This is a genomic window from Klenkia terrae, from assembly GCF_900491935.1.
Classification (GTDB): domain Bacteria; phylum Actinomycetota; class Actinomycetes; order Mycobacteriales; family Geodermatophilaceae; genus Klenkia; species Klenkia terrae.
Genome location: NZ_UEXK01000004.1, coordinates 2,560,351 through 2,586,275 on the forward strand (window position 1 = coordinate 2,560,351; position 25,925 = coordinate 2,586,275).

Annotated in this window: 27 protein-coding genes; 14 read left to right on the plus strand and 13 right to left on the minus strand. The window is 75.0% G+C overall.

The genetic code is table 11. The features are described 5' to 3' along the window. Positions 1–3: 3 nt before the first annotated feature. The 7 genes from serS to LFA75_RS12985 all read left to right on the plus strand — a co-directional run bounded on the left by serS (position 4) and on the right by LFA75_RS12985 (position 7,746). Positions 4–1,290, plus strand: a complete 1,287-nt coding sequence (gene serS, locus LFA75_RS12955) for a serine--tRNA ligase (RefSeq protein ID WP_225234045.1) — start codon at positions 4–6, stop codon at positions 1,288–1,290. After that, on the plus strand, positions 1,287–2,204 hold the full coding sequence (locus LFA75_RS12960) for an HAD family hydrolase (RefSeq protein WP_225234046.1): 918 nt from the start codon (positions 1,287–1,289) through the stop codon (positions 2,202–2,204). The genes serS and LFA75_RS12960 overlap by 4 nt, the downstream gene beginning before the upstream one ends. Then, the gene (locus tag LFA75_RS12965) at positions 2,201–3,007 is read left to right on the plus strand and encodes an HAD family hydrolase (RefSeq protein WP_225234047.1); all 807 of its coding nucleotides are present in this window, start codon (positions 2,201–2,203) and stop codon (positions 3,005–3,007) included. Before LFA75_RS12960 ends, LFA75_RS12965 begins: the two co-directional genes overlap by 4 nt. Before the next feature lie 38 nt (positions 3,008–3,045). Beyond that, a complete protein-coding gene (locus tag LFA75_RS12970; RefSeq protein WP_225234048.1) occupies positions 3,046–3,996 on the plus strand; it encodes a MerR family transcriptional regulator in 951 nt (316 codons plus the stop codon). A 116-nt stretch (positions 3,997–4,112) separates the two neighbouring features. Further along, positions 4,113–5,015 carry a bacteriorhodopsin-like gene (locus LFA75_RS12975; RefSeq protein WP_225234049.1) on the plus strand — a complete coding sequence of 301 codons (903 nt, stop codon included), beginning with the start codon at positions 4,113–4,115 and terminating at the stop codon, positions 5,013–5,015. A 3-nt stretch (positions 5,016–5,018) separates the two neighbouring features. Further along, positions 5,019–5,996: a Brp/Blh family beta-carotene 15,15'-dioxygenase gene (locus LFA75_RS12980; protein ID WP_225234050.1), complete on the plus strand. Its 978-nt coding sequence runs from the start codon at positions 5,019–5,021 to the stop codon at positions 5,994–5,996. Positions 5,997–6,129: 133 nt separating this feature from the next. Next, on the plus strand, positions 6,130–7,746 hold the full coding sequence (locus LFA75_RS12985; protein ID WP_225234051.1) for a methyl-accepting chemotaxis protein: 1,617 nt from the start codon (positions 6,130–6,132) through the stop codon (positions 7,744–7,746). Between the two features lie 41 nt (positions 7,747–7,787). On the opposite strand, the gene LFA75_RS12990 is transcribed toward LFA75_RS12985, so the two are convergent. Further along, positions 7,788–8,330 (minus strand): bacterial proteasome activator family protein, encoded by a 543-nt coding sequence (locus LFA75_RS12990; protein ID WP_225234052.1) that lies wholly within the window; start codon positions 8,328–8,330, stop codon positions 7,788–7,790. A 99-nt stretch (positions 8,331–8,429) separates the two neighbouring features. Between LFA75_RS12990 and LFA75_RS12995 the strand changes: the two genes are divergently transcribed. Further along, positions 8,430–9,647: a cysteine desulfurase-like protein gene (locus tag LFA75_RS12995; RefSeq protein WP_225234053.1), complete on the plus strand. Its 1,218-nt coding sequence runs from the start codon at positions 8,430–8,432 to the stop codon at positions 9,645–9,647. Positions 9,648–9,688: 41 nt separating this feature from the next. Here LFA75_RS12995 and LFA75_RS13000 read toward each other — a convergent pair whose 3' ends face one another. Further along, positions 9,689–10,669: an NAD(P)H-quinone oxidoreductase gene (locus tag LFA75_RS13000; protein WP_225234054.1), complete on the minus strand. Its 981-nt coding sequence runs from the start codon at positions 10,667–10,669 to the stop codon at positions 9,689–9,691. Positions 10,670–10,730: 61 nt separating this feature from the next. Here LFA75_RS13000 and LFA75_RS13005 point away from each other — a divergent pair, with 61 nt between their 5' ends. Genes LFA75_RS13005 through LFA75_RS13015 form a run of 3 tightly spaced genes read left to right on the plus strand, consistent with a single transcriptional unit; the run spans position 10,731 to position 12,642 of the window. Beyond that, positions 10,731–11,951 carry an FAD-binding domain-containing protein gene (locus LFA75_RS13005; RefSeq protein ID WP_225234055.1) on the plus strand — a complete coding sequence of 407 codons (1,221 nt, stop codon included), beginning with the start codon at positions 10,731–10,733 and terminating at the stop codon, positions 11,949–11,951. Between the two features lie 26 nt (positions 11,952–11,977). Next, positions 11,978–12,229, plus strand: coding sequence for a FitA-like ribbon-helix-helix domain-containing protein (locus LFA75_RS13010; protein ID WP_225234056.1), 252 nt, complete (start codon positions 11,978–11,980; stop codon positions 12,227–12,229). Further along, positions 12,226–12,642, plus strand: coding sequence for a type II toxin-antitoxin system VapC family toxin (locus LFA75_RS13015; RefSeq protein WP_225234057.1), 417 nt, complete (start codon positions 12,226–12,228; stop codon positions 12,640–12,642). The genes LFA75_RS13010 and LFA75_RS13015 overlap by 4 nt, the downstream gene beginning before the upstream one ends. A gap of 58 nt (positions 12,643–12,700) precedes the next feature. Here the strand turns inward: LFA75_RS13015 and LFA75_RS13020 are convergent, their stop codons facing one another. The 8 genes from LFA75_RS13020 to LFA75_RS13055 form a co-directional block, all read right to left on the minus strand. Then, positions 12,701–12,913 carry a DUF4177 domain-containing protein gene (locus LFA75_RS13020; protein ID WP_225234058.1) on the minus strand — a complete coding sequence of 71 codons (213 nt, stop codon included), beginning with the start codon at positions 12,911–12,913 and terminating at the stop codon, positions 12,701–12,703. A 70-nt stretch (positions 12,914–12,983) separates the two neighbouring features. Then, positions 12,984–13,388, minus strand: coding sequence for a DUF4180 domain-containing protein (locus LFA75_RS13025; RefSeq protein WP_225234059.1), 405 nt, complete (start codon positions 13,386–13,388; stop codon positions 12,984–12,986). Continuing rightward, the gene (locus tag LFA75_RS13030) at positions 13,385–14,989 is read right to left on the minus strand and encodes an AMP-binding protein (protein ID WP_225234060.1); all 1,605 of its coding nucleotides are present in this window, start codon (positions 14,987–14,989) and stop codon (positions 13,385–13,387) included. The genes LFA75_RS13025 and LFA75_RS13030 overlap by 4 nt, the downstream gene beginning before the upstream one ends. Positions 14,990–15,076: 87 nt before the next feature. Further along, positions 15,077–15,502, minus strand: coding sequence for a PaaI family thioesterase (locus tag LFA75_RS13035; protein ID WP_225234061.1), 426 nt, complete (start codon positions 15,500–15,502; stop codon positions 15,077–15,079). Positions 15,503–15,524: 22 nt separating this feature from the next. Continuing rightward, positions 15,525–16,388 carry a dihydropteroate synthase gene (folP, locus tag LFA75_RS13040; protein WP_225234062.1) on the minus strand — a complete coding sequence of 288 codons (864 nt, stop codon included), beginning with the start codon at positions 16,386–16,388 and terminating at the stop codon, positions 15,525–15,527. Then, positions 16,385–17,320: an acetamidase/formamidase family protein gene (locus LFA75_RS13045; RefSeq protein ID WP_225234063.1), complete on the minus strand. Its 936-nt coding sequence runs from the start codon at positions 17,318–17,320 to the stop codon at positions 16,385–16,387. The genes folP and LFA75_RS13045 overlap by 4 nt, the downstream gene beginning before the upstream one ends. After that, positions 17,317–18,543: a serine hydrolase domain-containing protein gene (locus LFA75_RS13050; protein WP_225234064.1), complete on the minus strand. Its 1,227-nt coding sequence runs from the start codon at positions 18,541–18,543 to the stop codon at positions 17,317–17,319. Before LFA75_RS13050 ends, LFA75_RS13045 begins: the two co-directional genes overlap by 4 nt. 61 nt (positions 18,544–18,604) lie before the next feature. Further along, the gene (locus tag LFA75_RS13055) at positions 18,605–18,892 is read right to left on the minus strand and encodes an HU family DNA-binding protein (protein ID WP_091246611.1); all 288 of its coding nucleotides are present in this window, start codon (positions 18,890–18,892) and stop codon (positions 18,605–18,607) included. Between the two features lie 232 nt (positions 18,893–19,124). On the opposite strand from LFA75_RS13055, the gene LFA75_RS13060 reads away from it, so the two are divergent. From LFA75_RS13060 to LFA75_RS13070, 3 genes are all read left to right on the plus strand, one after another. Beyond that, entirely contained in the window at positions 19,125–20,048 is a 924-nt protein-coding gene (locus LFA75_RS13060) for an aldo/keto reductase (RefSeq protein WP_225234065.1), read from the plus strand. 98 nt (positions 20,049–20,146) lie between these two features. Next, the gene (locus tag LFA75_RS13065) at positions 20,147–20,875 is read left to right on the plus strand and encodes a GAF and ANTAR domain-containing protein (RefSeq protein ID WP_225234066.1); all 729 of its coding nucleotides are present in this window, start codon (positions 20,147–20,149) and stop codon (positions 20,873–20,875) included. Beyond that, complete coding sequence (locus LFA75_RS13070) at positions 20,872–21,585, plus strand: GAF and ANTAR domain-containing protein (protein ID WP_225234067.1); 714 nt, start codon at positions 20,872–20,874, stop codon at positions 21,583–21,585. Before LFA75_RS13065 ends, LFA75_RS13070 begins: the two co-directional genes overlap by 4 nt. A gap of 6 nt (positions 21,586–21,591) precedes the next feature. Here the strand turns inward: LFA75_RS13070 and LFA75_RS13075 are convergent, their stop codons facing one another. The 3 genes from LFA75_RS13075 to LFA75_RS13085 all read right to left on the minus strand — a co-directional run bounded on the left by LFA75_RS13075 (position 21,592) and on the right by LFA75_RS13085 (position 25,839). Beyond that, positions 21,592–22,659, minus strand: a complete 1,068-nt coding sequence (locus LFA75_RS13075) for an EAL domain-containing protein (protein ID WP_225234068.1) — start codon at positions 22,657–22,659, stop codon at positions 21,592–21,594. Between the two features lie 61 nt (positions 22,660–22,720). Continuing rightward, the gene (locus LFA75_RS13080; RefSeq protein ID WP_225234069.1) at positions 22,721–25,054 is read right to left on the minus strand and encodes a putative bifunctional diguanylate cyclase/phosphodiesterase; all 2,334 of its coding nucleotides are present in this window, start codon (positions 25,052–25,054) and stop codon (positions 22,721–22,723) included. Positions 25,055–25,131: 77 nt separating this feature from the next. Then, positions 25,132–25,839, minus strand: coding sequence for a trimeric intracellular cation channel family protein (locus LFA75_RS13085; protein ID WP_225234070.1), 708 nt, complete (start codon positions 25,837–25,839; stop codon positions 25,132–25,134). Between the last annotated feature and the right edge of the window lie 86 nt (positions 25,840–25,925).

Below are 25,925 nucleotides of genomic sequence, written 5' to 3' on the forward strand. Positions count from 1 at the left end.
CGGGTGATCGACCTGCGCCTCCTCCGCGATGACCCCGACCTCGTCCGCGCCAGCCAGCGCGCCCGGGGGGACGACGAGTCCCTGGTCGACGCCCTGCTCGCGGCCGACACCGAGCGGCGGGCGGCCGTGCACCGGGCCGACGACCTGCGCGCCGAGCAGAAGGCCGCCTCGCAGTCGGTGAAGAAGGCCACCCCCGAGGAGCGGCCCGCCATCCTCGAGCGGGCCAAGGCCCTCGCCGCCGAGGTCAAGGCGGCCGAGGAGGCCACCCGCACCGCCGACGAGGCGCTGCGCACCGCGCACCTGGCGATCGCCAACGTCGTGGCCCCCGAGGTCCCGCCCGGCGGCGAGGACGACGCGGTCACCCTGCGCACAGTGGGCGAGGTGCCCACCTACGACTTCGAGGTCCGCGACCACCTGGACATCGGCACCGCGCTGGGCGCCATCGACATGGAGCGCGGCGCCAAGGTGTCCGGCTCGCGGTTCTACTTCCTGACCGGTCCCGGCGCCCTGCTGGAGTTCGCGCTGGCCCAGCTGGCCATCACCCGCGCCGTCGCCGCCGGGTTCACCCCCGTCGTCGCCCCCGCCCTCGTCGGCCCGAAGGCCATGGAGGGCACCGGCTTCCTCGGCGAGCACGACGAGGAGGTCTACCGGATCGAGCGCGACGACCTGTACCTCGTGGGGACGTCGGAGGTCGCGCTGGCCGGCATGCACGCCGACGAGGTGCTCGACCTGTCGGCCGGGCCCAAGCGCTACGCCGGCTGGAGCTCCTGCTTCCGCCGCGAGGCCGGGTCCTACGGCAAGGACACCAAGGGCATCATCCGCGTGCACTGGTTCGACAAGGTCGAGATGTTCAGCTTCTGCGCCCCCGAGGACGCCGAGGCCGAGCACCTGCGCCTGCTGCAGTGGGAGGAGGAGTTCCTCCAGGCCCTCGAGCTGCCCTACCGGGTCGTCGACATCGCCGCCGGCGACCTGGGCACCAGCGCCGCCCGCAAGTTCGACATCGAGGCCTGGTTCCCCACCCAGGGCACCTACCGCGAGCTGACCTCGACGTCGGACTGCACCACGTTCCAGGCCCGCCGGCTGTCGATCCGCTCCCGGGACGCCGACGGCAAGCCGCAGACGGTGGCCACCCTCAACGGCACGCTGTGCGCGATCGCCCGCACCATCGCCTGCCTGCTCGAGGTGCACCAGCGCGCCGACGGGTCGGTGCACGTGCCGGTCGCGCTGCGCCCCTGGCTGGGCGGGCACGCCGTGCTGAGCCCGGGCATGTCGCTCGTGCCGAGCGCGTGACCGCCCACATCCCCGCTCGTGCCGCGAACACGCTGCCCAAGCACAGCGGCGGCGAGGGGAGCGACGTCGTCCTCGAGCTCGGCGACCTGGGACCGTGGCGGCCGCAGCTGGTCGCCACCGACCTCGACGGCACCCTGCTGACCAGCCAGGGCACGGTCTCCGACCGCACCCGCGCGGCCATGGACGCCAGCTGGGCCGCCGGCGTCCCCGTCGTCGGCGTCACCGGCCGCGGCCCGCGGCTGCTGGACAGCGTGCGGACGACGCTGGGCGGCCGCGGGGTCGCCGTGCTGGCCCAGGGCGGCTTCGTCGTCGACCTGGACGCCGACGAGGTGCTCCGCGCGGTCGGCCTGCCCCGCGACGAGGCGCACGCCGTGGTCGCCGCGATCGAGGCGGTCACCGGCCCGTTGATCATCGCCGTGGAGGACGCCGCCACCCAGTCGGAGGCGCTGACCCCGCTGCGGGTGCAGCACGGCTTCGACTGGCCCTACCCCGAGCCCGCCGACCTGCTGCCGCGCGAGCAGGTGCTGCCCGACGGGCCGGTGCTCAAGGTGTTCCTGCGCTCGGAGACCCTGGGCCAGGACGAGCTGCTCGCCCTGGCGCTGTCGGTCACCGACTCCTCGGCCGCCGAGGTCACCCACGCCGGCCTGGGCTTCATCGAGGTGCTGCCGCCCGGGATCACCAAGGCCACCGGGCTGGCCGTGGCGCTGGAGCGGTTCGGCGTCCCGATGTCCGAGGTCCTGGTGTTCGGCGACATGCCCAACGACCTGCCGATGATCCACGCGGTGAACGCCGCCGGCGGCCGCTCGGTGGCCGTCGCCAACGCCCACCCCGCGGTGCTCGCCGCCGCCACCGGCCGCACCGGCGGCCACGACGCCGACGGCGTCGCCCGCTACCTGGAGGCCCTGCAGCCGTGAGCTGGACCCCGAAGCTGATCGCCAGCGACATGGACGGCACGCTGCTGCGCAGCGACGAGACCGTCGCACCGGCCACGCTGGAGCAGATCCACGCCTGGGGCGACGACGGCGTGCCGTTCGTCCTGGCCACCGGCCGGCCGCCGCGCTGGATGCTGGCCATCCGCGAGGTGCTGGGCACCGGCCGGGCGGTCTGCTGCAACGGCGCCGTCCAGCTCGACCTCGGCCGGTTCGAGGTGCTGCACGAGCACCCGATGCAGGTCGACGTGCTGCGGCACGTCACCGCGGGGCTGCGCAGCGAGCAGCCGGGCACCTGGTTCGCCGTCGAGTACGGCCTGGAGTTCCGGCACGAGCCGGTCTACCAGCCGCGGTGGGACCTCGACGCCCCCGGCGTGGCGGTGGCGACGCTGGAGGAGATGGTGTCCGCGCCGGTGGCCAAGCTGCTGGCCCGGCACGAGGACCTGCCGCGCGAGGAGTTCCTGGAGCTGGTGTCGGCGACCGTGGGCGACCTCGCGACGGTGACCAACTCGTCGTCGGACGCGATGGCCGAGATCTCGGCGAAGGGCGTCAGCAAGGCGACCGGGCTGGCCGACGTGTGCACCGACCTGGGGCTGGGTCCCGCCGACGTCGTGTTCTTCGGCGACATGCCCAACGACATCGAGGCGTTCCACTGGGTCCGCGAGGGCGGGGGCCGAGCGGTGGCGATGGGCAACGCGCACCCCGACGTCCTGGCCGCGGCCACCGACGTCACCGCCACCAACGACGCCGACGGCGTCGCCCAGTACTTGGCGGGGCTCCGCTCGTAGGCGGGCGGCGGCCGGCGCCACGTGCCCATGATGGGCCGGTGGTCGCACCCGAGGTGTCCGAGACCGGCTCCGCCGTGCTGTCCGTGGGTGCAGCGGCGGCCAGGCTCGGGGTCGCCCCGGAGACGTTGCGCAGCTGGGGTCGGCGCTACGGGCTGACCCCCAGCGGCCGGACCGGTGGCGGGCACCGGCGCTACGACCCGGCGGACCTGGACCGCCTGCTGCGGATGCAGCGGCTGGTCGCCGAGGGGTGCGGTGCCGCCGAGGCCGCCCGCCGGGTCCTCGCCGGTGTCGACGACGCCGCCGGGCCGAGCTCGCCGGTGCGGCCACGGCGCAGGTCCGGGGCCGGCGGCACGGTGCTGGCGCTCCCGCACGCCCCGCCCGCGGCGCGCGGACTCGCCCGGGCGGCGGCCCGGTTGGACGCCGCGGGGGTGCACGAGATCCTCGGTGACCTGCTGGTCGCCCACGGCACGGTCGCCACCTGGGACGACGTGCTGCGCCCGGTGCTCGTCGCGGCCGGGCTGCGGTGGGAGCAGACCGGGGCCGGCATCGACGTGGAGCACCTGCTCAGCGAGGCCGTCGTGGAGTCGCTGCGGGCGCACCGCGCCTGCCAGCCCCGACCGCACCCCGGCCGCGGGATCCTGCTGACCTCGCCGCCGGGTGACTGGCACGTGCTCCCGCTGCACGTGCTGGCGGCCGCGCTGGCCGAGCTGCGGGTGCCGACCCAGGTGATGGGCCAGCTCCCGGCCACCGCGCTGGTCTCCGCCGTCCGCCGCACCGGGGTCTCCGGGGTCTTCGTGTGGAGCCAGCGGGCGCGCGGGGAGGACGAGGTGGCACCCCGCTTCCCGGTCGACGCGCTGCCCCGCACCCGGGGTGTCCGGGTGCTGGTGGCCGGCGGACCGGGCTGGTCCGGCCGTGCCCCGGACCCGCAGGTGGTGCTGTCGGCCGACCTGGCGCACGCCGTCCGGCTGCTGGCCGCCGCACCGCGCTGACCGACCAAACCTGTGCAACTGGACCCGCCGTCGTCATCGGCGTAAACCCCGCTTACCGGAAACGGTCGGCCCCGCCACGAGGCGGGGTCGGGTCTCCCACCCCGTGAGGCACCTCGATGGTCCAGGCAGCCGCCGTCAACATCCCTTCTCTGTCCGCCGGCAACTTCGCCACGGTCTACAACCTGTTCTCCCTCGCCATCGCCTGTCTGCTGTTCACCTCGCTGTACCTCGTGGTGAGCCAGCGGCAGGTGGCGAAGCAGTACCGCAACGCCGTCATCGTCTCCGCGACGGTGTGCGCGATCGCGGCCTACCACTACTTCCGGATCTTCAACAACTTCGAGGACAGCTACCCGCCCGGGCAGACCATCGACTCGGCCCACCAGCTCTCGAACATCGAGTTCAACGAGGGCTACCGCTACGTCGACTGGTTCCTCACCGTCCCGCTGCTCCTGCTGGAGACCGTCGCGGTGCTCGCGCTGGGCCGGGCGGCGTCCAAGAAGCTTTTGTTCAAGCTGATCCCGGCCTCGGCCCTGATGATCGCCCTCGGCTACCCGGGCGAGATCACCAACGAGGTCGTACCGCGGCTGGTCTGGGGGACGTTGTCGACCATCCCGTTCCTCTACCTGCTGTACGTGCTCTTCGTGGAGCTGTCCAAGTCCCTGGACCGCCAGCCCGAGGAGGTCAAGCACACGATCAAGATGCTGCGCATCGCCCTCGTCGGGCTGTGGGGCGTCTACCCGATCGCCTACCTCTTCCCGATCCTGGGCGGGGACTTCTTCGGCGGTGAGGGCGGGTTCGTGCTCAAGCAGGCCGGCTACTCGATCGCCGACATCCTCGCGAAGGCCGCCTACGGGCTGGCGATCTACAAGGTCGCCCGGGTGAAGAGCCGCCTGGAGGACCCGGAGTACGACGACCACCCGGACACCGTCCATGACGACGACGACGACGGCCCGGTCCGCGACCGGCTGGTCGGTGCGAACGGCACCGGCCGGGTGAACCGGACCGCGCGGACGAGCTGACCCGTGCTGCAGACCACCGGGCAGGACCGGACCCGTCGCGGTCCCGGTCCTGCCCGGCAGGGGCGGCCCTCGGTCGTCGTCGGCCGGGCCCTCGTCCTCGCCGTGCTGCTCGCCCAGCTGCTGGACCCGGATCTGGTCACCCGGGCCGCCCCGGTGCTGGCGATGGCCGGGATCGTGCTCGGGGTCCCGCACGGCGCGGTGGACCACATGGTGCCGTTCTGGACCGGCGGGCAGCGGCCCACCGCGCGGGCCCTCGGCGGCGTGCTGGCCGGCTACCTGGCCGCGGCGGTCGCCGCCGCCGTGTCCCTCGTCGTGGCCCCCACCCCGACGGTCGCGGTCTTCCTCCTCGTCTCGGCCGTGCACTTCGGGCGCGCCGAGGCCGTCGTCTCGGCGGCGGACGCCGGTCGGCCGGTGCCCGGCCTGCTGCAGGACGTGCCGACGACGCTCGCGCACGGCCTGGCCGTCGTCGGCCTGCCGCTGGTGCTGTGGCCGGCGGGGTCCGCGCAGGTGCTCGGCCACCTCGCACCGGCCTGGGGCAGCCCGCTCCCGGTGCCCGCCCGGGTGGCCATCGCCCTGGTGCTCGCCGCGGCGGTGCTCGTCGCGGGCACCGGCGCGCGGCGGGGTGGCGGGCGGGCGGAGGCGGCCGAGCTGGCGGTGGTCGTCGTGCTGTTCGCCGTCGTCCCGCCGCTGGCGGCCTTCGGGGTGTGGTTCGCCGGCTGGCACGCCCTGCGGCACACCGCCCGTCTGCTGGACCTGCTGCGCGGCGGACGCTCGGCGCCCGGCACGGCACGGGCCGCGGGCCGGTTCGCCCGGCACGCCGCGGTGCCGACCCTGGCCAGCCTGGCCGCCGTGCTGGTGCTGGCCGGTCCGGCGTCCTCCCCGGCCGCCGTCGGCGCCGCGCTCGCCGTGGTGCTGGCGCTGACCTTCCCGCACGTGCGCACCGTGACCGCGCTGGACCGGTGGGCCGCCCGACGCGGCTGAGGACGGCCGGGTCGACAGGTCGACCGGCCCGGGGCGGTGGCCGCGCTCATCCTGGGTTGGGCTCACGAGCGCGGCGGGCGCTGCCGAAGCACACGGCGATCCGCCCGGCCCGAGCCCAGGAGAACCACCCGGCATGGACGTCACCCCGTTGCCCACCCGCCGTCCCCTCGACCCCAGGTCCTGGGGGGTGCGCGCCCGCCTGCTGGCCGCCATCCTCGTCGTCGCGGCCGTCGCCGTGGGCGTGGCCGCCGCCGGCACCGCACGGATGGCCGCCCTCGACGACCGGGCGGGCGAGGTCTACGACGAGGGGCTGGTGCCGCTGGACGCCGTCCGGACGCTGCAGGCGCTGTGGTGGGAGCAGTCCACGGAGCTCGCCCGGGCCAACATCGTCACGCTGCCGCCGGCGAGCATCGCCGAGTCGCAGCAGCGGGCCCAGGAGCTGCACGGCGAGGTCGCCGACCAGGTCGAGCTGATCGCCGGCCTGCCGCTGGACGACACCGCGCGGTCGGCCATGGCCGACTTCACGACGGCCAACGACACCTACGACCAGGCGCTCGGCTCGCTCATCGCCGCGGCGGCCACCACCGACCAGTCCGGCGTCCCCGGCTTCCTGCGGACCATGAGCCAGCAGGAGGACGTCATGGCGCAGGCGCTCACCACCGCCACGGGGGCGGCGGAGCAGACCGCGTCCGCGGCCGAGGTCGAGGCCGCCGACACCTACCGCACCGGTCGTGACCTGGTCGTCGCGCTCGCCGTCGCCGGCCTGCTGCTGGCCGTCGGGCTGGCCCTGCTGGTCGCCCGCAGCGTCACCGGCCCGGTCCGCCGCATCCAGGAGACGCTGGAGAAGGTGGCCGCCGGCGACCTGCGGGTCCGGGTCGCCGCCACCGGCACCGACGAGCTCGGCCGGGTCTCCGCCGCGCTGGACCGCAGCCTGGACGCCATCACCGGCGTGCTCCGGGTGGCCTCGGCCTCCGCCCGGCACCTGGCCGAGTCCTCGGGCCGGCTGGCCGCGACCGCCGACGCGATGGGCGAGGACGCCCGCGTCGCCGCGCAGCAAGCCGCCACCGTGCTGGACGGCGCCACCGGGGTCACCGCCAGCGTGGACACCGTGGCCGCCGGCTCCACCCAGATGCGCGCGGCCATCAACGAGATCTCCAGCAACGCCCAGCAGGCCTCCCGGGTGGCCGGCCAGGCCGTCGGCGTCGCCGAGCAGACCACCCAGATGGTCGGCAAGCTGGGGGAGTCCTCGGAGGAGATCGCCTCGGTGGTCAAGATGATCACCGCGATCGCCGAGCAGACCAACCTGCTGGCGCTCAACGCCACCATCGAGGCGGCCCGGGCCGGGGAGGCCGGCAAGGGCTTCGCCGTGGTGGCCAGCGAGGTCAAGGAGCTCGCGCAGGAGACCGCCCGGGCGACCGAGACCATCGCCCGGCGGGTGGAGTCGATCCGCAGCGACACCGCCGGCGCGGTCGAGGCCATCGGCGCGATCAGCACGGTGATCGGCGAGATCAACGACTTCCAGGCCACCATCGCCGCGGCCGTCGAGGAGCAGACCGCCACCACCGACGAGATGAGCCGCAGCGTCTCCGAGGCCGCCGGCGGTTCGCGGCACATCTCCACCGCCATCGCGGGGCTGGCCGAGGGCACCCGGACCAGCACGGCCCGGGTCGCCGCGGCGCAGACCGCCAGCGCCGACCTGGCCCGGATGGGGTCCGAGCTGGAGACCGCGCTGGCCGCCTTCACCGTCTGAGACCGGCGGCCCGCCGTCCGTCCGGGCGGCGGGCCCGGGACTCAGAGGTACTGGCCGCCGCCGGGCTGCTGCTGGGGCATGCCGGGCTGCCCGCCGCCGGGCAGGGCCTTGCGGCGCATCTCCTCGAGCTGGGCCCGCGCGGCCATCTGCTGGGCGAACAGCGCGGTCTGGATGCCGTGGAAGACGCCTTCGAGCCAGCCGACCAGCTGGGCCTGCGCGATCCGCAGCTCGGCGTCGCTGGGGGTCTCGTCGACGGTGAACGGGAGCGTGATCCGCTCCAGCTCCTCGCGCAGCTCGACCGACAGGCCCTCCTCCAGCTCGCGGATGGAGGCGGCGTGGATGTCGCGCAGCCGGTTGCGGCTGGCCTCGTCCAGCGGTGCGGCGCGGACCTCCTCCAGCAGCTGCTTGATCATCGTGCCGATCCGCATCACCTTGGCGGGCTGCTGGACCAGGTCGCCCAGGTCCTCGCCCCCCATCCCGCCGGCCTCGCCGGCGGGCATCGACGCCACGGGCTGACCGTCGGGCCCGACGACGACCACCTGCCGGCCGGGGGTGTGCTCGCCGTTGCCTCCGGGTGCTGTCATGGCCTCCATCCTGCCCGGGAGCCCGTCGTCCGGCTCCGCGACCTCGTCCGTGACGGAGCGGCCCCTCACCGTCACCGACCGCGGTTTAGGGTCTGAGGCATGGGACCGGGGGGCGCGCTGCTGGACGTCGCCCGCGTCCGGGGTCTGTTCCCCGGGTTGTCCGACGGGTTCGTGCACGCCGACGGCCCGGCCGGCTCGCTGGTGCCGGAGAGCGTGCTGCGCGCGGTGTCCCAGGCGATGCGCGTGCCGATCGCCAACCGGGGAGGCGTCTTCCCCTCCTCCGCCCGCGCCGAGCAGCTGGTCGCCGGCGCCCGCTCGGCGGTCGCGGACCTGGTCGGCGGCACCCCGAAGGGCGTCGTCCTCGGGCCCAACATGACCACGCTGACCTACTCGATGGCCCGCACGCTGGCCAAGACCTGGCGGCCCGGCGACGAGATCGTGGTCAGCCGCCTGGACCACGACGCGAACATCCGGCCCTGGGTGCAGCTGGCCGAGGAGGCCGGGCTGCTGGTCAAGTGGGCCGAGGTGGACATCGAGTCCGGCGAGCTGCCCGAGTGGCAGTACGACGAGCTGCTCACCGACCGCACCCGGCTGGTCGCGGTGACGATGGCCAGCAACGCGATCGGGACCCGGCCCGACGTCCGGGCGATCGCCGACCGCGCGCACGCCGTCGGCGCCCTGGTCTACGTGGACGGCGTGCACGCCGCCCCGCACGGCCTGATCGACTTCACCGCGACCGGCGCGGACTTCCTGGCCCTCTCGGCCTACAAGTGGTGCGGCCCGCACGTGGGCGCCCTGGTGGCCGACCCCGCCCTGCTGGAGACGCTCGCCCCGGACAAGTTGGTGCCGGCGTCGGACCGGGTGCCCGACCGCTTCGAGACCGGGACGGCGACCTTCGAGCTCTACGCCGGGGTGGCGGCCGCGGTGGACCACCTCGCCGCGCTGGCCCCCGACGCCACGGGCACCCGCCGGGAGCGGCTGCAGACCTCCATGTCCGCCGTCGTCCGGTACGAGGGCCTGCTGTTCGACCGGTTGGACCGGGCGCTGCGGTCGATGCGGCACGTGCAGGTGCTGGGCTCACCGCTCTACCGCACGCCGACCCTGTCGTTCACGGTGTCGCGGATGACGCCGCGGGCGGTGGCCCGGGAGCTGTCCCGCCGGACCATCTGCGCCTGGGACGGCGACTACTACGCCCGCGAGCTCTTCGACGCCCTCGGGGTCAACGAGCAGGGCGGCGCGGTGCGGCTGGGCATCCTGCACTACAACACGATGGAGGAGGTCGACCACATGGTGGAGTCGATCGCCGCCCTGGCCTGAGCGGAGTCGCAGCGCATCGTTTCCCGAGCGCTCCGACTCCGTCAGTCGTTGACCAGCAGGACCTTGCCGGTGTGCGAGGACTCCTCCAGGATCCGGTGGCCGTCGCCGGCCCGGGCCATCGGCAGTCGGGTGTGCACGACCGGACGCACCCGGCCGGACTCGACGTCGGGCCACACGTGCTCCCGGACGGCGGCCACGATCGTCGCCTTGCCGTTCGGGCCCTCGACCGGCCGGCCGCGCAGGCCCATGGCGTGCACGCTGCCGCGCTTGGCCAGCAGCGCCCCGATGTCCATCTCACCCTTCCGGCCGCCCTGCATGCCGATGATGGTGATCCGGCCGTCGGGGGCGAGGGCGTCGACGTTGCGGGCCAGGTAGGCCGCGCCCATGTTGTCCAGGACGACGTCGGCGCCGCCGGCGGCCTTGACCACCTCGACGAAGTCCTCGTCCCGGTAGTTGACCAGGATCTCGGCGCCCAGCTCGCGGCAGAACGCCAGCTTCTCGGCGCTGCCGGCCGTGGTGGCCACCCGGGCGCCGGCGCGCACGGCGAGCTGGATGGCCATCGTGCCGATCCCGCTGCCGCCGCCGTGCACCAGCAGCAGCTCCCCGCGGGCCAGGCCGGCCCGCATGAACACGTTGGACCAGACGGTGCAGACCACCTCGGGCAGGGCGGCGGCCGAGGCCAGCTCCACGCCGGAGGGCCGGGGGAGCAGCTGCGCCGCCGGGACGGCCACCTTCTCGGCGTAGCCACCGCCGGCCAGCAGGGCGCAGACCTCGTCGCCGACCTGCCAGCCCACGACGCCCGGACCGACCTCGGCGACGATGCCGCTGCACTCCAGGCCCATGACCTGGCTGGCGCCCGGGGGCACCGGGTAGTTGCCCTCGCGCTGCAGCAGGTCGGCCCGGTTGATCGCGCTGGCGACGACGTCGAGGACCACCTCGCCGGGACCGGCGGTGGGGTCGGGCAGCTCGGTCCAGACCATCTTCTCGGGGCCGCCGGGGGAGTCCATCGTGATCGCGCGCATGAGGGCGACCGTAGGCCGCACCCACCCGGCGCGCTGCACCGGGAACCCGCAGGGTGGGACGGTGAGCCAGCTGCCCGTCCCCGCCGTCGCCGACGTCCCCCGGTGGGTGGCGCAGCACCTGGGCCACCTGCACCGCGACGACGCCGTCGCGCCCTCCGGCCGGTTCCGCGGCGGGCAGGCCGCCGCGGACACCGCACTCGCCACCCTGGACGTCACCGGCTACGCCGGCCGCCGCAACGAGGTGCTGCCGGAGTCCCGGCGCGGTGCCTCGGCGATGAGCCCGTACATCCGGCACGGCCTGCTGTCGCTGCCGGAGGTGTGGGACGCCGTCGCCGACGCCCCGACCCGGGACCGCAGCAAGTACCGCGACGAGCTGCTGTGGCAGGAGTACTCGCGGCACCTCTACGCCCGGCTGGGCACCCGCACCCGGACGGCGCTGCGGGCCGAGCCGGCGCGGGCCCGGGTGCGCTGGCAGGAGCCGTGGCCGCGCGAGATGGCCTGCCTGGACACCGTGCTGGGCGAGCTGGACGCCGACGGCTGGCTGGTCAACCAGACCCGGATGTGGGTGTCCTCGCAGTGGACGGTGCGCGCCGGGCACGACTGGGCCGCCGGCGAGGACGAGCTGTACGCCCGGCTGCTGGACGGCTCCCGCGCGGCCAACCGGGTCGGCTGGCAGTGGACGGTCGGCGCCGGGAACGGGAAGGCCTACGGGTTCTCCCGCTGGCAGGTCCGCAAGCGCGCGCCGGGGCTGTGCGAGCGGTGCCCGCTGGCGTCGGACTGCCCGATCGAGGCCTGGCCCGACGACCAGCCGACCCGCTGGCTGGAGCGCGAGCCGCTGATGACCGCCGACCCCTCGCCGGAGGTCACCGGAGGTCCCGCCGACGTGGCGACGACGGGGGAGCCGGACGCCGTCTGGCTGACCGCGGAGTCCCTGGGGACGGCGGACCCGGCGCTGGCCGCGCACCCGGACCTGCCGGTGGTCTTCGTCTTCGACGAGCCGCTGCTGGCCCGGCTCCGGTTGGCCTCCAAGCGGCTGGTCTTCCTCACCGAGACCCTGGCCGAGCTCGCGGAGGACCGGGAGGTGCAGCTGCACCTGGGCGAGCCCGTGGCCGAGCTGGCGGGCCGGTCGGTGGCGGTGACCCACGCGCCGGTGCCCGGGTTCCGGCGCCGGGCCGCGGAGGTGGACCCGGTCGAGGTGCACCCCTGGCCGTGGCTGCACCGGCCGCACGCCGGGCCGGTGAGCTCCTTCAGCGCCTGGCGCAAGGGTCTGCCGAAGCGCTAGCATTGCCAGCACGCATGGGAGGCGATGTGGCAGCACTCAGCATCAGGGACCTGGACGACGCCGTGAAGGCTCGCCTGCAGGTGCGGGCGGCCGGGCACGGACGCTCCATGGAGGCGGAGGTCCGAGAGATCCTGACCGCCGCGGTGACCGAACCGCAGGAGGACGTCGGCCTGGCCCGTGCCCTGCTGGACCGGTTCGGCAGTGCCGGGGGTGCCGACCTGGACCTGCCCGCCCGGAGCGAGCTCCCCCGGGCGGCCGCCGTCGACCTCGGGTCGTGATCGTCCTCGACACGAACGTGCTGTCCGAGCTGATGCGGCCGACCCCGGCTGCGGAGGTCGTCGCCTGGGTGGGTGGAGTTCCCGGTCCCGAGATCCGGACGACGGCCATCTCCGTGGCCGAGATCCGCTACGGACTGGCCCGACTCCCCGGCGGCGCCCGACGACGGGCCCTGGAGGCGGTGGCAGACGAGGTCTTCGACCTGTTCCGCGCCGAGGTGCTCCCCTTCGACGAGCCGGCGGCCGTGGGCTACGCCCGGATCGTGTCGGCGCGGGACGCGGCCGGGTTGCCGATCAGCGGATTCGACGCGCAGATCGCGGCGATCTGCGCGTCCCGGGGTGGGGTGCTGGCGACCCGGAACACCCGCGACTTCACCGGTACCGGCATCGATCTCGTCGATCCCTGGGCGGGGTGAACCGCGGTCCGGTGGGGTGCGCCGCGGTCGACCGCGGCGCACCCCATCCGGGAGCGGGTCAGCCGACCGGGCGCTCGAAGGTGACCAGCACGCCCTCGGTGCTGCCCGGCCCGATCCGGCCCTTGATGTCGGCGGTGGTGACGGACTTCAGCTGCCAGCCGTCGCCGGCGGCCTCGTTGAGGACCTTCTCGAGCTCGTCGCCGCTCATCTTGCCGCCGATCATGCCCTCGCGGAGCTCGACGACCTTGTACTCGAACCGCTGCTTCGCCATGCCGCTCCGTCCTCGTGGCCCGGTGCCCGGGGCGCCGCGGACAGCATGCCCCGGGCGGGGTTGGACTGGGTCAGCCCGCCGACGCCGGACCCAGCCGCCGGTCCAGCTCCGCCTCGTCGGCGACGAAGGCCAGGTCGCGCCCGCGGTCGGCCTCCCGCACCCAGTCCGCCACCGGCCCGGACGTCGGCCCGAGCGCGGCCGGGTCGCCCAGCACCACCAGCCGCACGCCGTACTGCACGAACTTCTGGGTGACCGCCCCGGCGACCCCGCTGCGCAGCACGAAGAAGTCGCCCGGCAGCCGCTCGACGGGGACCACGACCACCCGGGCGTCGGGCCCGTAGGCCTCGCCGACCACGTCGACGGCGGCCTGCTCGCCGTCCAGGGGTGGGCCGTCGGCCGGCAGCCGCAGGCAGGCCACGCCGCCCCGCACCTCGACCACCGGGTCGGGGTGCGGGGCGGCGGCCTCGCCGGTCACCGGCTGCGGAGTTCCTTGCGCAGGATCTTGCCGGCCGCGGACTTGGGCACCGCGTCGATGAACTCGACCAGCCGGATCTTCTTGTGCGGGGCCACCTTCTCGGCCATGTAGGCCTTGACCTCGTCCTCGGTGATCTCGGCGCCGGGCGCCCGGACCAGGAACGCCTTGGGCAGCTCCTCGCCGGACTCGGCGTCCTTGACCCCGATGACGGCGGCGTCGGCGATCTGCGGGTGGCCGATCAGCACAGCCTCCAGCTCGGCCGGGGCCACCTGGTAGCCCTTGTACTTGATCAGCTCCTTGACCCGGTCGACGACGGTGTACCGGCCGGCGTCGTCGACGATCGCGACGTCCCCGGTGTGCAGCCAGCCCTCGGCGTCCAGCGTCTCGTCGGTGGCCTTCTGGTTGTTGAGGTAGCCCGCCATGACCTGCGGCCCGCGGACCCACAGCTCGCCGCGGTCGCCCTCGGCGGCGTCCTCGCCGGTCGCCGGGTCGATCAGCCGGCACTCGGTGTTCGGGATGGCGTAGCCGACGGTGCCCTTGGGGGTGGCGCCGACGCCCGCGGGCTCGAGGCCGTGGTCGGGCGTGGTGTGGCTGACCGGGGACAGCTCGGTCATGCCGTAGCCCTGGGCGACGGTGACGCCGTCGTCCCCGGTGCCGGCCAGCGTGCGCAGCCGGTCCTGGGCGGCGAAGGCCAGCGACTCGTCCAGCGGCGCGGCGCCCGAGGTGACCGACCGCAGGCTGGACAGGTCGAACTGCTCGACCAGCGGGTGCTTGGCCAGCGCCAGCAGGATCGGCGGCGCCACGAACGCCCGGGTGACCTTGTGGTCCTGGATCGCGCGCAGGAACTGCTCCAGGTCGAAGCGGGGCAGCGTGATCACGGTGCCGCCCCACTGCAGGCCCTGGTTCATCAGCACGGTCAGGCCGTAGATGTGGAAGAACGGCAGGACGGCGATGATCCGCTCGTCGCCGTCGTGCAGGTCGATCAGCGGCCGGGTCTGCGCGACGTTGGCGACCAGGTTGCGGTGGGTCAGCATCACGCCCTTGGGCAGGCCGGTGGTGCCGCTGGAGTAGGGCAGCGTGACCAGGTCGGTGGCCGGGTCGATGTCGGGCTGGACCGACGGCGCCTGGCTGGTGAGCAGGTCGCGCAGGCTGTCGGCACCCTCGGCGCCGTCCAGGACGACGAGGTCGGTGACCCCGGCGGCCGCCATCGCCGGGCGGGCCCGGTCCAGGAACGGCGAGACGGTGATCAGCGTCTTCGCGCCGGCGTCCTTCAGCTGGAAGGCGATCTCGTCGGGGGTGTACAGCGAGTTGATCGGGCTCATCACGCAGCCGGCCGCGGCGATGCCGTGGAAGACGACCGGGAACCAGATCGTGTTGGGGGAGAAGACGGCGACGACGTCGCCCTTGCCCAGGCCGCGGGCGTGCAGGGCGGCGGCGAAGCGGTCGACGTGGGCGACCAGCTGGCCGTGCGTGATGGTCTCGCCGGACAGCCCGTCGACCAGGGCCGGCGCGTCGCCCAGCTCCGCCGAGCGGGCCAGGACGTAGCTCGGGACGGCGGCGTCGGGGATCTCGACGTCGGGGAAACGGCTGGCGTACGCCACGGGTGGTCCTCCTCGGGACTGGACGGGTGACCCCAGTCTCACACCCGGCGTGGCCCCGGCCACAGCGGGGCTACCGGCCGGTAGGGCTCAGCGCGGCCAGAGCACGGACTGCGTGCAGCGGAACAGCGCCATCGTCTTGCCCGTGCCCGCATTGGTCACCACGGCGTCCCACACCTGGGTGGTGCGGCCGGCGTGCACGTTGGTCGCGACGCACTCGACCCGGCCGTCGGTCGCCGTCCCCAGGTGGTTGCTCTTGAGCTCCACGGTGGTGAACCCGCTCGAGCCCTCGGGCAGCAGCGCCCGGGTGGCCAGCCCGCAGGAGGTGTCGGCGAGGCCGACGACGGTCGCGGCGTGCAGGTAGCCGTTGGGCGCCAGCAGCTCCGACCGGACGTCGAGGTGGCTGGTCAGCCGGCCGGGCTCGTGGGTGTCCACCACGATGCCCAGCAGCCCCGGGAGGGTGCCCGGCAGCAGCGCGTTCAGCTCGTCGGCGGTGTGGAACCCGGTGGCGGCCATGCAGGGAACCTAGTTGCGGACCTCAGGCCAGGCCGCGGGCGGTGCGCAGCGGGGGGCGGGTGCCGCGGATGCTGGCGACCATGTCCAGCGTCTGCCGGGTGGCGGCGACGTCGTGGGCGCGGAACACCCGGGCCCCGAGCCAGGCGCTGACCGACGTGGCGGCGAGGGTGCCGGTGAGCCGCTCCTCCAGCGGGACGCCGAGGGTTTCCCCGACGAAGTCCTTGTTGCTCAGCGCCACCAGCACCGGCCAGCCGGTGTCCACCAGCTCACCGATCCGGCGGGTGGCCTCCAGGGAATGCCGGGTGTTCTTGCCGAAGTCGTGGCCGGGGTCGATGAGCACCCGCTCGCGGTCCACCCCGGCGGCGACGGCGGCGTCGGCCAGCGCCGTCGTCCGCGTAACGATGTCGGCGACCACGTCGGGGTAGCCGATCCGGTGCGGCCGGGTGCGCGGGGGCAGCCCGCCGGCGTGCGTGCAGACGATCCCGGCGCCGGCCTCGGCGGCGACCTCGGCCAGCTGGGGGTCCACCCCGCCCCAGGCGTCGTTGACCACGTCGGCTCCGGCGGCCAGCACCTCGCGGGCGACCTCGGCCCGCCAGGTGTCGATCGAGATCGGCAGCCGCGGGTGCGCGGCCCGGATCGCCGCGACCAGGTCGGCGGTGCGGCGGATCTCCTCGGCGGGCGTGACCTCCTCGCCGGGGGCGGCCTTGACCCCGCCGACGTCGACCATGTCCGCGCCCTCGGCCACCACCTGGTCCACCCGCTCGACGGCGGCGGCCAGCTCGTAGGTCGCGCCGCGGTCGTAGAAGGAGTCCGGCGTGCGGTTCACGATCGCCATCACCACGAGGTGCCCGTCGGGGACGTCCAGGGCACCGATCCGCAGCGTCACGCCAGCAACCGTCCCACGGGGAGCAGGGCGTGCACGCCGACCACCTCGTTGACCACCTGGGTGACCCGCAGGTCGACCACCATCGAGGCCAGCGCGAGCGCCTCCGAGCGGCCGATCCCGTGCAGCGCGCCCATCAGGTCCAGCACCGCGTCCAGCGCGTGCCCGGTGGCGGTGTCCAGGTCGTCGGCCACGCCCATGGCCACCCAGCCGGCCGGGGTGTGGGCGACCGGCGTCCGCAGGTCCAGGCCGTGCAGGTCGTCGAGCACGTCGACGGTCAGGGTGGCCTCGACGGGGCACTCGATCGCCGTGCCGCTGACCTCGCCGTCGCCCTGGGCGGCGTGCCCGTCGCCGACGGACAGCAGCGCGTCCGGGACGGTGACCGGCAGGTACAGCGTGCTGCCGGCGACCAGCTCGCGGCGGTCCAGGGTCCCGCCGGGCCACCGCGGCGGCACCGTCGAGTGCCGGCCCGGCTCGGCCGGGGGCACGCCCATGACCCCCAGGAACGGCCGGACGGCGATCCGGTGGCCGTGCTGCTCGGTGGCCACGCCGTCGGCGATGGTCCAGCGCAGCACCACCGGGTCCGCGAGCACGCCGAGCCGGCGGTTGAGCGCGGTGTCCCGCAGGCCGCAGTACGTCGTCCCGAAGGCGCCGGGGACGACGTCGTCCACCCGCACGGCGAGCACCTGCCCCGGCCGGGCACCGCGGACGGCGATCGGCCCGGTGAGCGCGTGCCCGGTGCCCGGCTCCCAGGCCGGGTGCCGCTCCCGGGCGGCGAGTCCTGCCCCGTCGTCACCGCCGTCGAACGGGCCGGTCGACCAGCCGGAGTCCAGGCAGCTGACGGTGACCGTGGTGCCTGGGTCCACGATCAGCGCCGGCGGCAGCGACGCGTCGAACCAGCCGTGCAGGGTGTCCGGGGTCGGGTCGAGCCTCACACCAGCGCCTGGTTCACCAGCTGCCGCAGGTAGGACCGGATCGGCAGCGTGCTCGAGGGCAGCAGCTGCGTGTAGAAGGTGACGGTCAGGTCCTCGACCGGGTCGACGTAGAACGCCGTGGACGCCGCCCCGCCCCACGAGTAGTCGCCGACCGAGCTGACGACGCCGTAGCGGGCCGGGTCCAGCACCATCGAGAAGCCCAGCCCGAACCCGACGCCGCGCAGCGGGGTCTCGGCGAACAGCGGCCGGCCGTAGGTCTCGAGGTCGGCGTTGCCCGGGATGTGGTTGCGGACCATGTGCGCCACGGTCCGCGAGCCCAGCACCCGCCCGCCGTCCGGCGCGGCGCCGCCGGCCCGGAGCATCTCCACGAACTTCAGGTAGTCCCCGGCGGTGGACACCAGCCCGCCGCCGCCGGACAGGAACGCGGGCTTCTGCTTCGCGGCCGGCTCGAAGGCGGTCAGCGGCACGACGCCGGGGGCGTAGAGGCGGGCGAGGCGGGCCGGGTCGTCGTCCGGGCGCAGGCCGAAGGACGTCTCGGTCATGCCCAGCGGGCCGAACACCCGCTCGGCGAACACCTCGTCCAGCGGCTTGCCGGCGATCACCTCGACCAGGCGGCCCAGCACGTCGGTGGACACGCCGTAGTTCCACTCGCTGCCGGGCTGGAAGACCAGCGGCATCGACGCCCACTGCCGGGTGACCTCGGCGGAGTCGGCGCCGGGCGGGGTGCCCCACTCGTGGCCGGCGGCGCGGTAGGCGGCGTCGACCGGGTGGGCGTGGTGGAAGCCGTACGTGAGGCCCGAGGTGTGGGTGAGCAGGTGCCAGACCCGGATCGGCTCGATCTGCGGCACGGTCACCGGCTTCGCGGCCGAGCCGGCCACGTAGACCCGGGTGTCGGCGAACTCCGGCAGCCAGCGGGTGATCGGGTCGGTGAGCTCGAAGGCACCCTCCTCGTACAGGGACATCGCCGCCACCGAGGTGACCGGCTTGGTCATCGAGAAGATCCGCCAGATGGTGTCCGGGGTGACCGGCAGACCGGCCTCGACGTCCCGGTGGCCGTGGGTGCCCACGTGCGCCAGCCGGCCGCCGCGGGCCACGGTCACCAGGAACCCGGGCAGCTGGCCGTCGTCGACCCAGCGGGCCAGCCGGGCGTCCAGCCGGGCCAGCCGGCCGGCGTCGAGTCCTACGTCTGCGGGGTCGGTCTCCACGGTGAGCACGGATCGCATCCTGCCCCCGGACGCACGACGGCGCCCGCCCCGGGATCCGGGACGGGCGCCGACGAGGACGTCAGGAGACGGGGACGGCGGCCGCGGCCTTCTTCAGGTTCGAGCCGGCGGTCAGCTTCGCGGTGTTCGACGCGGCGATCTCGATCGACTCGCCGGTCTGGGGGTTGCGGCCGGTGCGGGCCGAGCGCGAGCTGCGCTCGAGGGTCAGCAGCCCGGCGACGGCGATCTTCTCGCCGCGGGTGAGGGCGTCCACGAACTCCTCGCCGAGGGCGGCGATGACGGAGTCGACGGTGGCGGCGGGCACGTCGGCGCGCTTGGAGATGGCGGAGACGAGTTCGGCCTTGTTCACGGTGGTTCCTCTCGGTGGTCTGTGCGGCCCACCACGGCGGCAGGCCTCCCCGGCAGGGGCATCCACACGGGGCGCTGGCCCCGCCGTGGGCGGTCTGGTCGACCACGTCGTCGACCAGGGACGACGGGGACGTTGCCATGCCACCGGGCTGTCTGGCCAGTCAGAGGCCCGGGAATCCGCGGTTTTCCCGCCTCACCCGACCCTCTGGACCCCCGCGTCGTACGTTCGGGGCATGCCTTCGCTCCCCGGGACCGACCTGATCGTCAGCGACCTCTGCTTCGGCGGCAACGTGTTCGGCTGGACCGCCGACGAGCCGACGTCCTTCGCGCTGCTCGACCGGTTCACCGACGCGGTGCCCAGCACGGAGTCCCCGTTCGTCGACTCCGCGGAGATGTACGGCAACGGGTTGTCCGAGCAGATCCTGGGCCGCTGGATGGCCGAGCGGGGCATGCGGGACCGGGTCACCGTGGCCACGAAGGCCTCGCCCGGGGACAAGGAGCACCCGCTGTCGGCCCCGGAGATCCGGGCCGCCGCCGAGCGGTCGCTGCGCAACCTGCAGACCGACCACATCGACCTCTACTACGCCCACTACGACGACGCGACCACGCCGCTGGAGGAGACGCTCACCGCCTTCGACGAGCTGGTCCGGGCCGGCAAGGTCCGCCACGTCGCGGCCTCGAACTACTCCCCGGAGCGGCTCACCGAGGCGCTGGACATCCAGCGCGACCAGGGCCTGAGCCCCTACGTCGCGCTCCAGCCGCACTACAACCTCATGGAGCGGGCGGCCTACGAGGACGGGCTGCGCGACGTCGTCGCCGACCGCGGACTGGGCACGCTGCCCTACTTCTCGCTGGCCAAGGGCTTCCTGACCGGCAAGTACCGGGCGGGGGAGACCATCGACTCGCCGCGGGCCAAGGGCGCCTCGGCCTACGTGGGGGAGAAGGGCGACCGGGTGCTCGCCGCCCTCCAGCAGGTCGCGGCGGCGCACGGCACCACCGGCTCGGCGGTCGCGCTGCGCTGGCTGGCCGACCGGCCCACCGTGGTCGCCCCGATCGCCAGCGGCCGCTCGGTCGAGCAGCTGGCCGACCTGCTGCCGATGCTGGACCTGCGGCTGGCCGACGACGAGCGCGACCTGCTCGACCGCGCGTCGGAGTGACCCACGGCCCCGGGGGATAGGCTCGGTCGCCGCCCCGGACCCGGCGGTGCAGCCCTGACTGAGGAGTTCCGTGCGCCGTCGGTCATGCCTGGTGCGGCATGGGTGAGCCGCGCGTGGTGGCCGACGTCCTGGCATCGGTGGTGTCCCGCGGCGACCGGTCGCGGTGGCCCACGGCGCTGGTCGACGAGTGCGCCTCGGCCCTCGGCGTGGCCGGGGTCGGGCTCGCGGTGACCGACGACCGGGTCCCGGTGGGGATCGTGGCGGCCACCGACGGCGTCGGGCGGGCCGGCGAGGACCTGCAGTTCGCGCTGGGCGAGGGGATCTGCTGGCACGCCGCCGGCGCCCGGCGGCTGGTGCAGGCCCCGGACCTGTCCACCGACGACCGCTGGGTGCAGTTCGGCCGCAGCGCCGCCGACGCCGGGATCGCCGCCGCGTTCAGCCTCCCGCTGCAGGTCGGCGCGGTGCTGGTCGGCGTCCTGGACGTCTACCGCCGCACGGCCGGCCCGCTGTCCGGTGAGGCGGCCGGGTTGCTGTCGGTCTACGGCCAGGCGGCGACGGCGGTCCTCCTGCTGCTGACCGGGGACGACGACGACCGGCTCGACGACCCCGCCGGCCTGACCGCGCTGGCCGACATCCGGCCGGTGGTGCACCAGGCCGCCGGCATGGTGGCCATCCAGCTCGGCGTGGACCTCACCTCCGCCCTCCTCCGCCTGCAGGCCCAGGCCTTCGCCACCGGCCGGCCGCTGCGCGACCTCGCCGAGGACGTGGTGGCCCGCCGCACCCGACTCGACGGCCCTCCCGACGAACACCGAAGGACACCGCGATGACCACCCGCGAGGAACAGATCACCGACGCGTTCGTCGAGCTGGCCGACTGCCTGGTCGAGGACTTCGAGGTCACCGACCTCCTGCACCGGCTGATCGACCACGCCCTCAAGCTGCTGGACGCCGATGCGGCCGGCATCATGCTCGCCGACGCGGCGGGCGTGCTGCAGGCCGTGGCGTCCAACAGCCACGCGGTCGAGGCCCTGGAGCTGTTCGAGCTGCAGGCCGACGCCGGACCGTGCGTGGACTGCTTCCGCACGGGCGAGCCGGTGACCCCGCGGAGCCTGGACGAGGTGCGGGCCTGGTGGCCGACGTTCGCACCGGCCGTGGAGGCGCTGGGGTACTCCTCGGCGCAGGCGGTGCCGATGCGGCTGCGCGACGAGGTCATCGGGGCGCTGAACATCTTCCGCACCACCGAGGGCGCCCTCGACGAGCGGGACCTCAAGCTCGCCCGGGCGCTGGCCGACGTGGCCACCGTGTCCCTGGTCGCCGACCGGACGATCACCGCCCGCCAGCTGCTGGCCGACCAGCTGCAGCGCGCGCTGACCAGCCGGGTGGTGCTGGAGCAGGCCAAGGGGATGCTCGCCGAGCGGGCCGGCATCGGGGTGGACGAGGCGTTCACCGCGATGCGCGACCACGCCCGGCGCAGCGGCCGGGGCCTGCGCGACGTCGCCGCCGACGTGGTCGCCCGGCGAGGGACCATCCCCTCCTGAGCGGGCTCAGGAGGCGGTGACCGCCGCGGCCAGGTCCTCGACCCGGACCAGGCCGACCACGGTGCCGCCGGCCCCGGTGCACGGCACCGGGTCGAAGCGCACCGCGGGACGGCGCGCCAGGGCGCGGTGCAGCGCCTCGGTGACCGGGGTGCCGACGGGCAGCACGAGGGTGGCCGGGGCCTCGAACCAGGCGCCGGTGCGGGCGTCCACCAGGGACAGCGTGCCCGGGCGGCCGGAGTCGTCCAGGACGACGACCGGCGGGGTGAGCTGGCGGTCGTCCTTGCCGGGCGACCAGGTGCGCACCGGGCGCAGCAGGCCGGCCACGGTGTCGTCGCGCTCGCCGCGGGCGGCCCGGGTGCGCAGCACGCGCTGCACCCGGGGCGTGGCCGGGCCGAAGCCGTCGGCGGTGGGCCCCAGCAGCCAGCCGCGGGCGGCGTGGACGCCGAGCTCCAGCAGCCCGGTGAGCTCGGCGTCGGTCTCCACGCCGTCGGCCAGCACGGTCGCACCGGCCCGCTCGGCGTAGGCCAGCACGCCGGCGGCCACGGCCGTGCGCCGCGCGTCCCCGGCGAGCCCGGCCACCAGCGCGGCGGGCAGGACGACGACGTCGGCCGGCAGCTGCGGCAGGCGGTGGACCAGCGGCGCGGGGACGGCGACCAGCGCGCCCCGCTCGCGGAGGACGGCGCACCGGCGCAGCAGCGCCGCGTCGTCGTCGACCTTGGCGTCGGTGAGCTCGAGGACGACCCCGGCCAGCGGGACGTCGAGCGCGGCGTGCACGACCGGGGCGCCCAGCAGCCACGGGTCGACCGGCACGTGCAGCCGGCCGGCGTCGGGACGGCGGGCCAGCGCGGTCTGCAGCAGCAGGGCCTGCAGCGGGCCGGCGAGGCCGGCGTCGTGCGCGGCGGCGAACCAGACGTCGGGCGCGGCGGTGCCGGGGAAGCGGGCGGGGGCGCCCCCGCCGGTCACCTCGCCGCCGGCCAGGTCGGCCACCGGGGAGTGCACGACGGTGAGGTCGTCGGGGTCGGCCAGCAGCGGGCGGCAGTCGGCGCGGCGGGTGGGCTCGAACAGGTCGGTCACGCCTCAGGGATCGTCACCGGGCCGGGCCGGCTTGAGCCCGTCGTCCCCCGTCGGGGGGAGCTCAGACCGGGACGGCGATGCCGGCGAGCAGCGCGGGTACCTCGGCGGCGTCCACCGGGCGGCCCAGCAGGTAGCCCTGGGCGTGCCGGCAGCCCAGCGCGCGCAGCAGGGTCAGCTGGGCGGGGCGCTCGACGCCCTCGGCGACCACCGGCAGGCCGATCTCCTCGGCCAGCCGCAGCACGGCGTGCAGGAAGGTGGCCTGGCGGCGGTCGGTGTCCACCGCGGCCAGGAAGGACCGGTCGATCTTCACCGAGTCCAGCGGCATCGCGTTGAGCTGCGCCAGGGAGGAGTAGCCGACCCCGAAGTCGTCGAGGGAGACCCCGACGCCCAGGCCGCGCAGCTCGGTGACGGTGCGCCGGGCGGCGTCCAGGTCGGCGAAGATGCCGGACTCGGTGATCTCCAGGACCAGGCCGCCCGCGCGCAGCCGGTGGGCGCGGACCAGCTCGGCCACGGTGTCCACGAACCCGGGGGCGATCAGCTGGCTCGGTGCGACGTTGACGTGCACGGACAGGGGCTCGGTGCGCCCGCGCGTCCAGCCGGCCAGCCGGGTGCAGGCGGCGGCGAGGAGGTCGGCGGTCAGCACGGTCATGAACCCGCTGCGCTCGGCGAGCGGGATGAAGACGTCGGGCGGGATGTCAACGCCGTCGTGCCGCCAGCGGGCCAGCGCCTCCAGGCCGGCGACCCGGCCGGTCTCGAGCTCGACGATGGGTTGGTAGTGCAGCCGGACCACGCGGTCGGCGATGGCCAGGCGCAGCGCCTCGCGCAGCACGCCGTCCTGCAGCTCGGCCAGGCTCATGCCGGGGCTGTAGGCCACGATCCGGTCCTTGCCCGACCGCTTGGCGCTGTACATGGCGGTGTCCGAGCGGGCCAGCAGCTCGTCGGCGGCCAGCGGGGCGTCCTCGGCGTCCAGCTCGCAGATGCCGATGCTGGCGTGCACGTCGACGACGTCCCCGCGCAGCGTGAACGGGGGCACCAGGCTGGCCGAGACCTTCGCCGCGATCGGCATCGGGTCACCGCCGTCCTCGAGCAGGACGGCGAACTCGTCGCCGCCGAGGCGCGCCACGGTGTCGCCGGTGCGGACGGCCCCGGTGAGCCGCTCGGCCACCCGGACCAGCAGCTCGTCGCCGACGGCGTGGCCCAGGGTGTCGTTGACGACCTTGAAGTCGTCGAGGTCGAGGAAGACCACGGCGACCGGCCGCAGGTCGCGGGCGTGCAGGGCGAGGGCGTGCTGCAGCCGGTCGAGGAACAGCGCGCGGTTGGCCAGCCCGGTCAGCCCGTCGTGGAAGGCCTGGTGCCGCAGCTCGGACTCGCGGGTGGCGAGTTCCCCGGCCAGGCGGGCGTTGTCCCGCAGCGCGACGTACTGGCGGGCCAGCAGCAGGGCGACGACCACGACGACGGTCAGCAGCTCCCAGCGGTCCAGGATGCGGCCGCGGAAGACCAGCACCGCGGTGACCACCAGGGACAGGGCGACCGGGACGTAGGGCAGGTAGTCCGCCCGGGAGGCCGAGGGGTCCTCGGCCCGGCGCTCCTCGGCCGCGCGGCCGACGGCGGCCGGGCGGCAGAGGGCGGCCAGGGCGATGAGCAGGAAGCCGGCGATCCAGCCGAGGTCGAGCAGGTTGCCGTCGTAGTCCCCGGCCGCCGCCACGAAGGCGAAGCCGCTGTCGGACACGCTGAAGGCCAGCAGGCCGAGGACCACCAGGCCCTGCGGCAGGCGGTCGCCGGTGGCGCGGGCCAGGGTCAGCACGCCGAGCACGATCAGCAGCACGTCGAGCACCGGGTAGGCCACCAGCAGCGTGCCGGCCAGCCGGTCGTCGCCGGTGTTCGCCGCGACCACGGCGCCCAGCGTGGTCTCCCAGCTGACCAGGCCGGCGGCGGCCGAGGTCATCGCGGCGTCGAGGGTGCGCTGCAGGCGGGCCGTCGACCCGTCGGCGGTCTGCAGCAGCAGCAGCGCCGCCGCCGCCAGCAGCGGGAAGGCGACGAAGCCGATGTCGGCGACCGAGGGGAAGGGCGCCTCGCCGCCCTGCACGATCTGCACCCAGCACCACCAGCCCTGGCCCGCGGCCCAGGCAGCGGTGCCCAGCGACAGGCACGCCCACGACAGGCGGGACCGGCCGGTGGCGGTGCCGGCGCGCCGGGCCGCGGCGGCCGCGGCGGTCAGCCCGGCCAGCAGCTGGACGAGGTTGGAGACGTAGCGGTCGAAGGCGACCGGCGGCGTCGCGACCTGCGCGACCTGGTAGCCGACCAGGACCAGCACCACGAGCAGGACGGCGGCCCGCGGGGGGCCGGTCCTGCGGCCCCGCCCGGACGCGGGCAGGGAGCCGCGCTCGGTGGTCATCGCGCCTCCTTGCTCGGGCGGGGTCCCGTCGTCCGACGGGTCACTGCACCCGTCTTCGGCAGCCGGGGGCCGGTCGTTCAGCCGGCTCCCCCGTCGGGGTGACGCCGACGGGCCGACCGGCTGCGGGACCAGCGGGTCCGGGCCCGCTGCGGCAGGTCGATGGCCACCGGCGCCGACCAGCCACGCAGCACCGACACCAGGCGCAGCCCGGCGGTCAGCGCGATGACGACCGCGGCCACCGGCAGCAGCGGCAGCTCCAGCGGGCCGGCCAGCACCGCGAGCAGGGAGGCGCCGATGAGAGCGGCGACGGCGTTGTAGGGGCCCGGCTGCACGATGTCGGCGCGCTGGGCCAGGAGCACGTCGCGGATGACCGCCCCGCCCACCGCCGTCGCCACCCCGATGAACACCACGCTGGCCACCGGCAGGCCGGCGAGCTGGGCCTTCTGCGCCCCGATCACGGTGAAGAAGCCCAGCGTGAGGGCGTCCAGACCGACCAGCAGGCCGGTCGTGCGGGACAGCCAGCCGGAGAAGAAGAACGTCACCATCGCGGTGATGCCGACCGTGGGCAGGTAGACCGGGTTGGTCAGCGCGACCACCGGGACGTCGAGCAGCACGTCCCGGATCAGCCCGCCGCCCAGCCCGCCGGAGACGGCCAGCAGGAGCACCCCGGACACCGCGAAGCCCTCACGGGCAGCCAGAAGGCCGCCCGTGAGGGCACCGATCACGATCGCCGCGAGGTCGACCGCCATCGGGATGCGCAGCACTTCCACCGCCAGGACGTCCACGACGGCACATCCTCCCGCCCCCTCTGGGCAAAGGAACCTCTGCACCCCTTCCCCGGCTCGGAAGGGGGTGTGGAGGTTCCTCCGCC

Coding starts and splice junctions, on each gene's coding strand:
- LFA75_RS12975 (WP_225234049.1), top strand. CDS start 4,113: ATGGTCCAGGCAGCCGCCGTCAACATCCCTTCTCTGTCCGCCGGCAAC.
- LFA75_RS12985 (WP_225234051.1), top strand. CDS start 6,130: ATGGACGTCACCCCGTTGCCCACCCGCCGTCCCCTCGACCCCAGGTCC.
- LFA75_RS12990 (WP_225234052.1), bottom strand. CDS start 8,330: ATGACAGCACCCGGAGGCAACGGCGAGCACACCCCCGGCCGGCAGGTG.
- LFA75_RS12995 (WP_225234053.1), top strand. CDS start 8,430: ATGGGACCGGGGGGCGCGCTGCTGGACGTCGCCCGCGTCCGGGGTCTG.
- LFA75_RS13000 (WP_225234054.1), bottom strand. CDS start 10,669: ATGCGCGCGATCACGATGGACTCCCCCGGCGGCCCCGAGAAGATGGTC.
- LFA75_RS13020 (WP_225234058.1), bottom strand. CDS start 12,913: ATGGCGAAGCAGCGGTTCGAGTACAAGGTCGTCGAGCTCCGCGAGGGC.
- LFA75_RS13035 (WP_225234061.1), bottom strand. CDS start 15,502: ATGGCCGCCACCGGGTTCCACACCGCCGACGAGCTGAACGCGCTGCTG.
- LFA75_RS13050 (WP_225234064.1), bottom strand. CDS start 18,543: ATGCGATCCGTGCTCACCGTGGAGACCGACCCCGCAGACGTAGGACTC.
- LFA75_RS13060 (WP_225234065.1), top strand. CDS start 19,125: ATGCCTTCGCTCCCCGGGACCGACCTGATCGTCAGCGACCTCTGCTTC.
- LFA75_RS13065 (WP_225234066.1), top strand. CDS start 20,147: ATGGGTGAGCCGCGCGTGGTGGCCGACGTCCTGGCATCGGTGGTGTCC.
- LFA75_RS13070 (WP_225234067.1), top strand. CDS start 20,872: ATGACCACCCGCGAGGAACAGATCACCGACGCGTTCGTCGAGCTGGCC.
- LFA75_RS13080 (WP_225234069.1), bottom strand. CDS start 25,054: ATGACCACCGAGCGCGGCTCCCTGCCCGCGTCCGGGCGGGGCCGCAGG.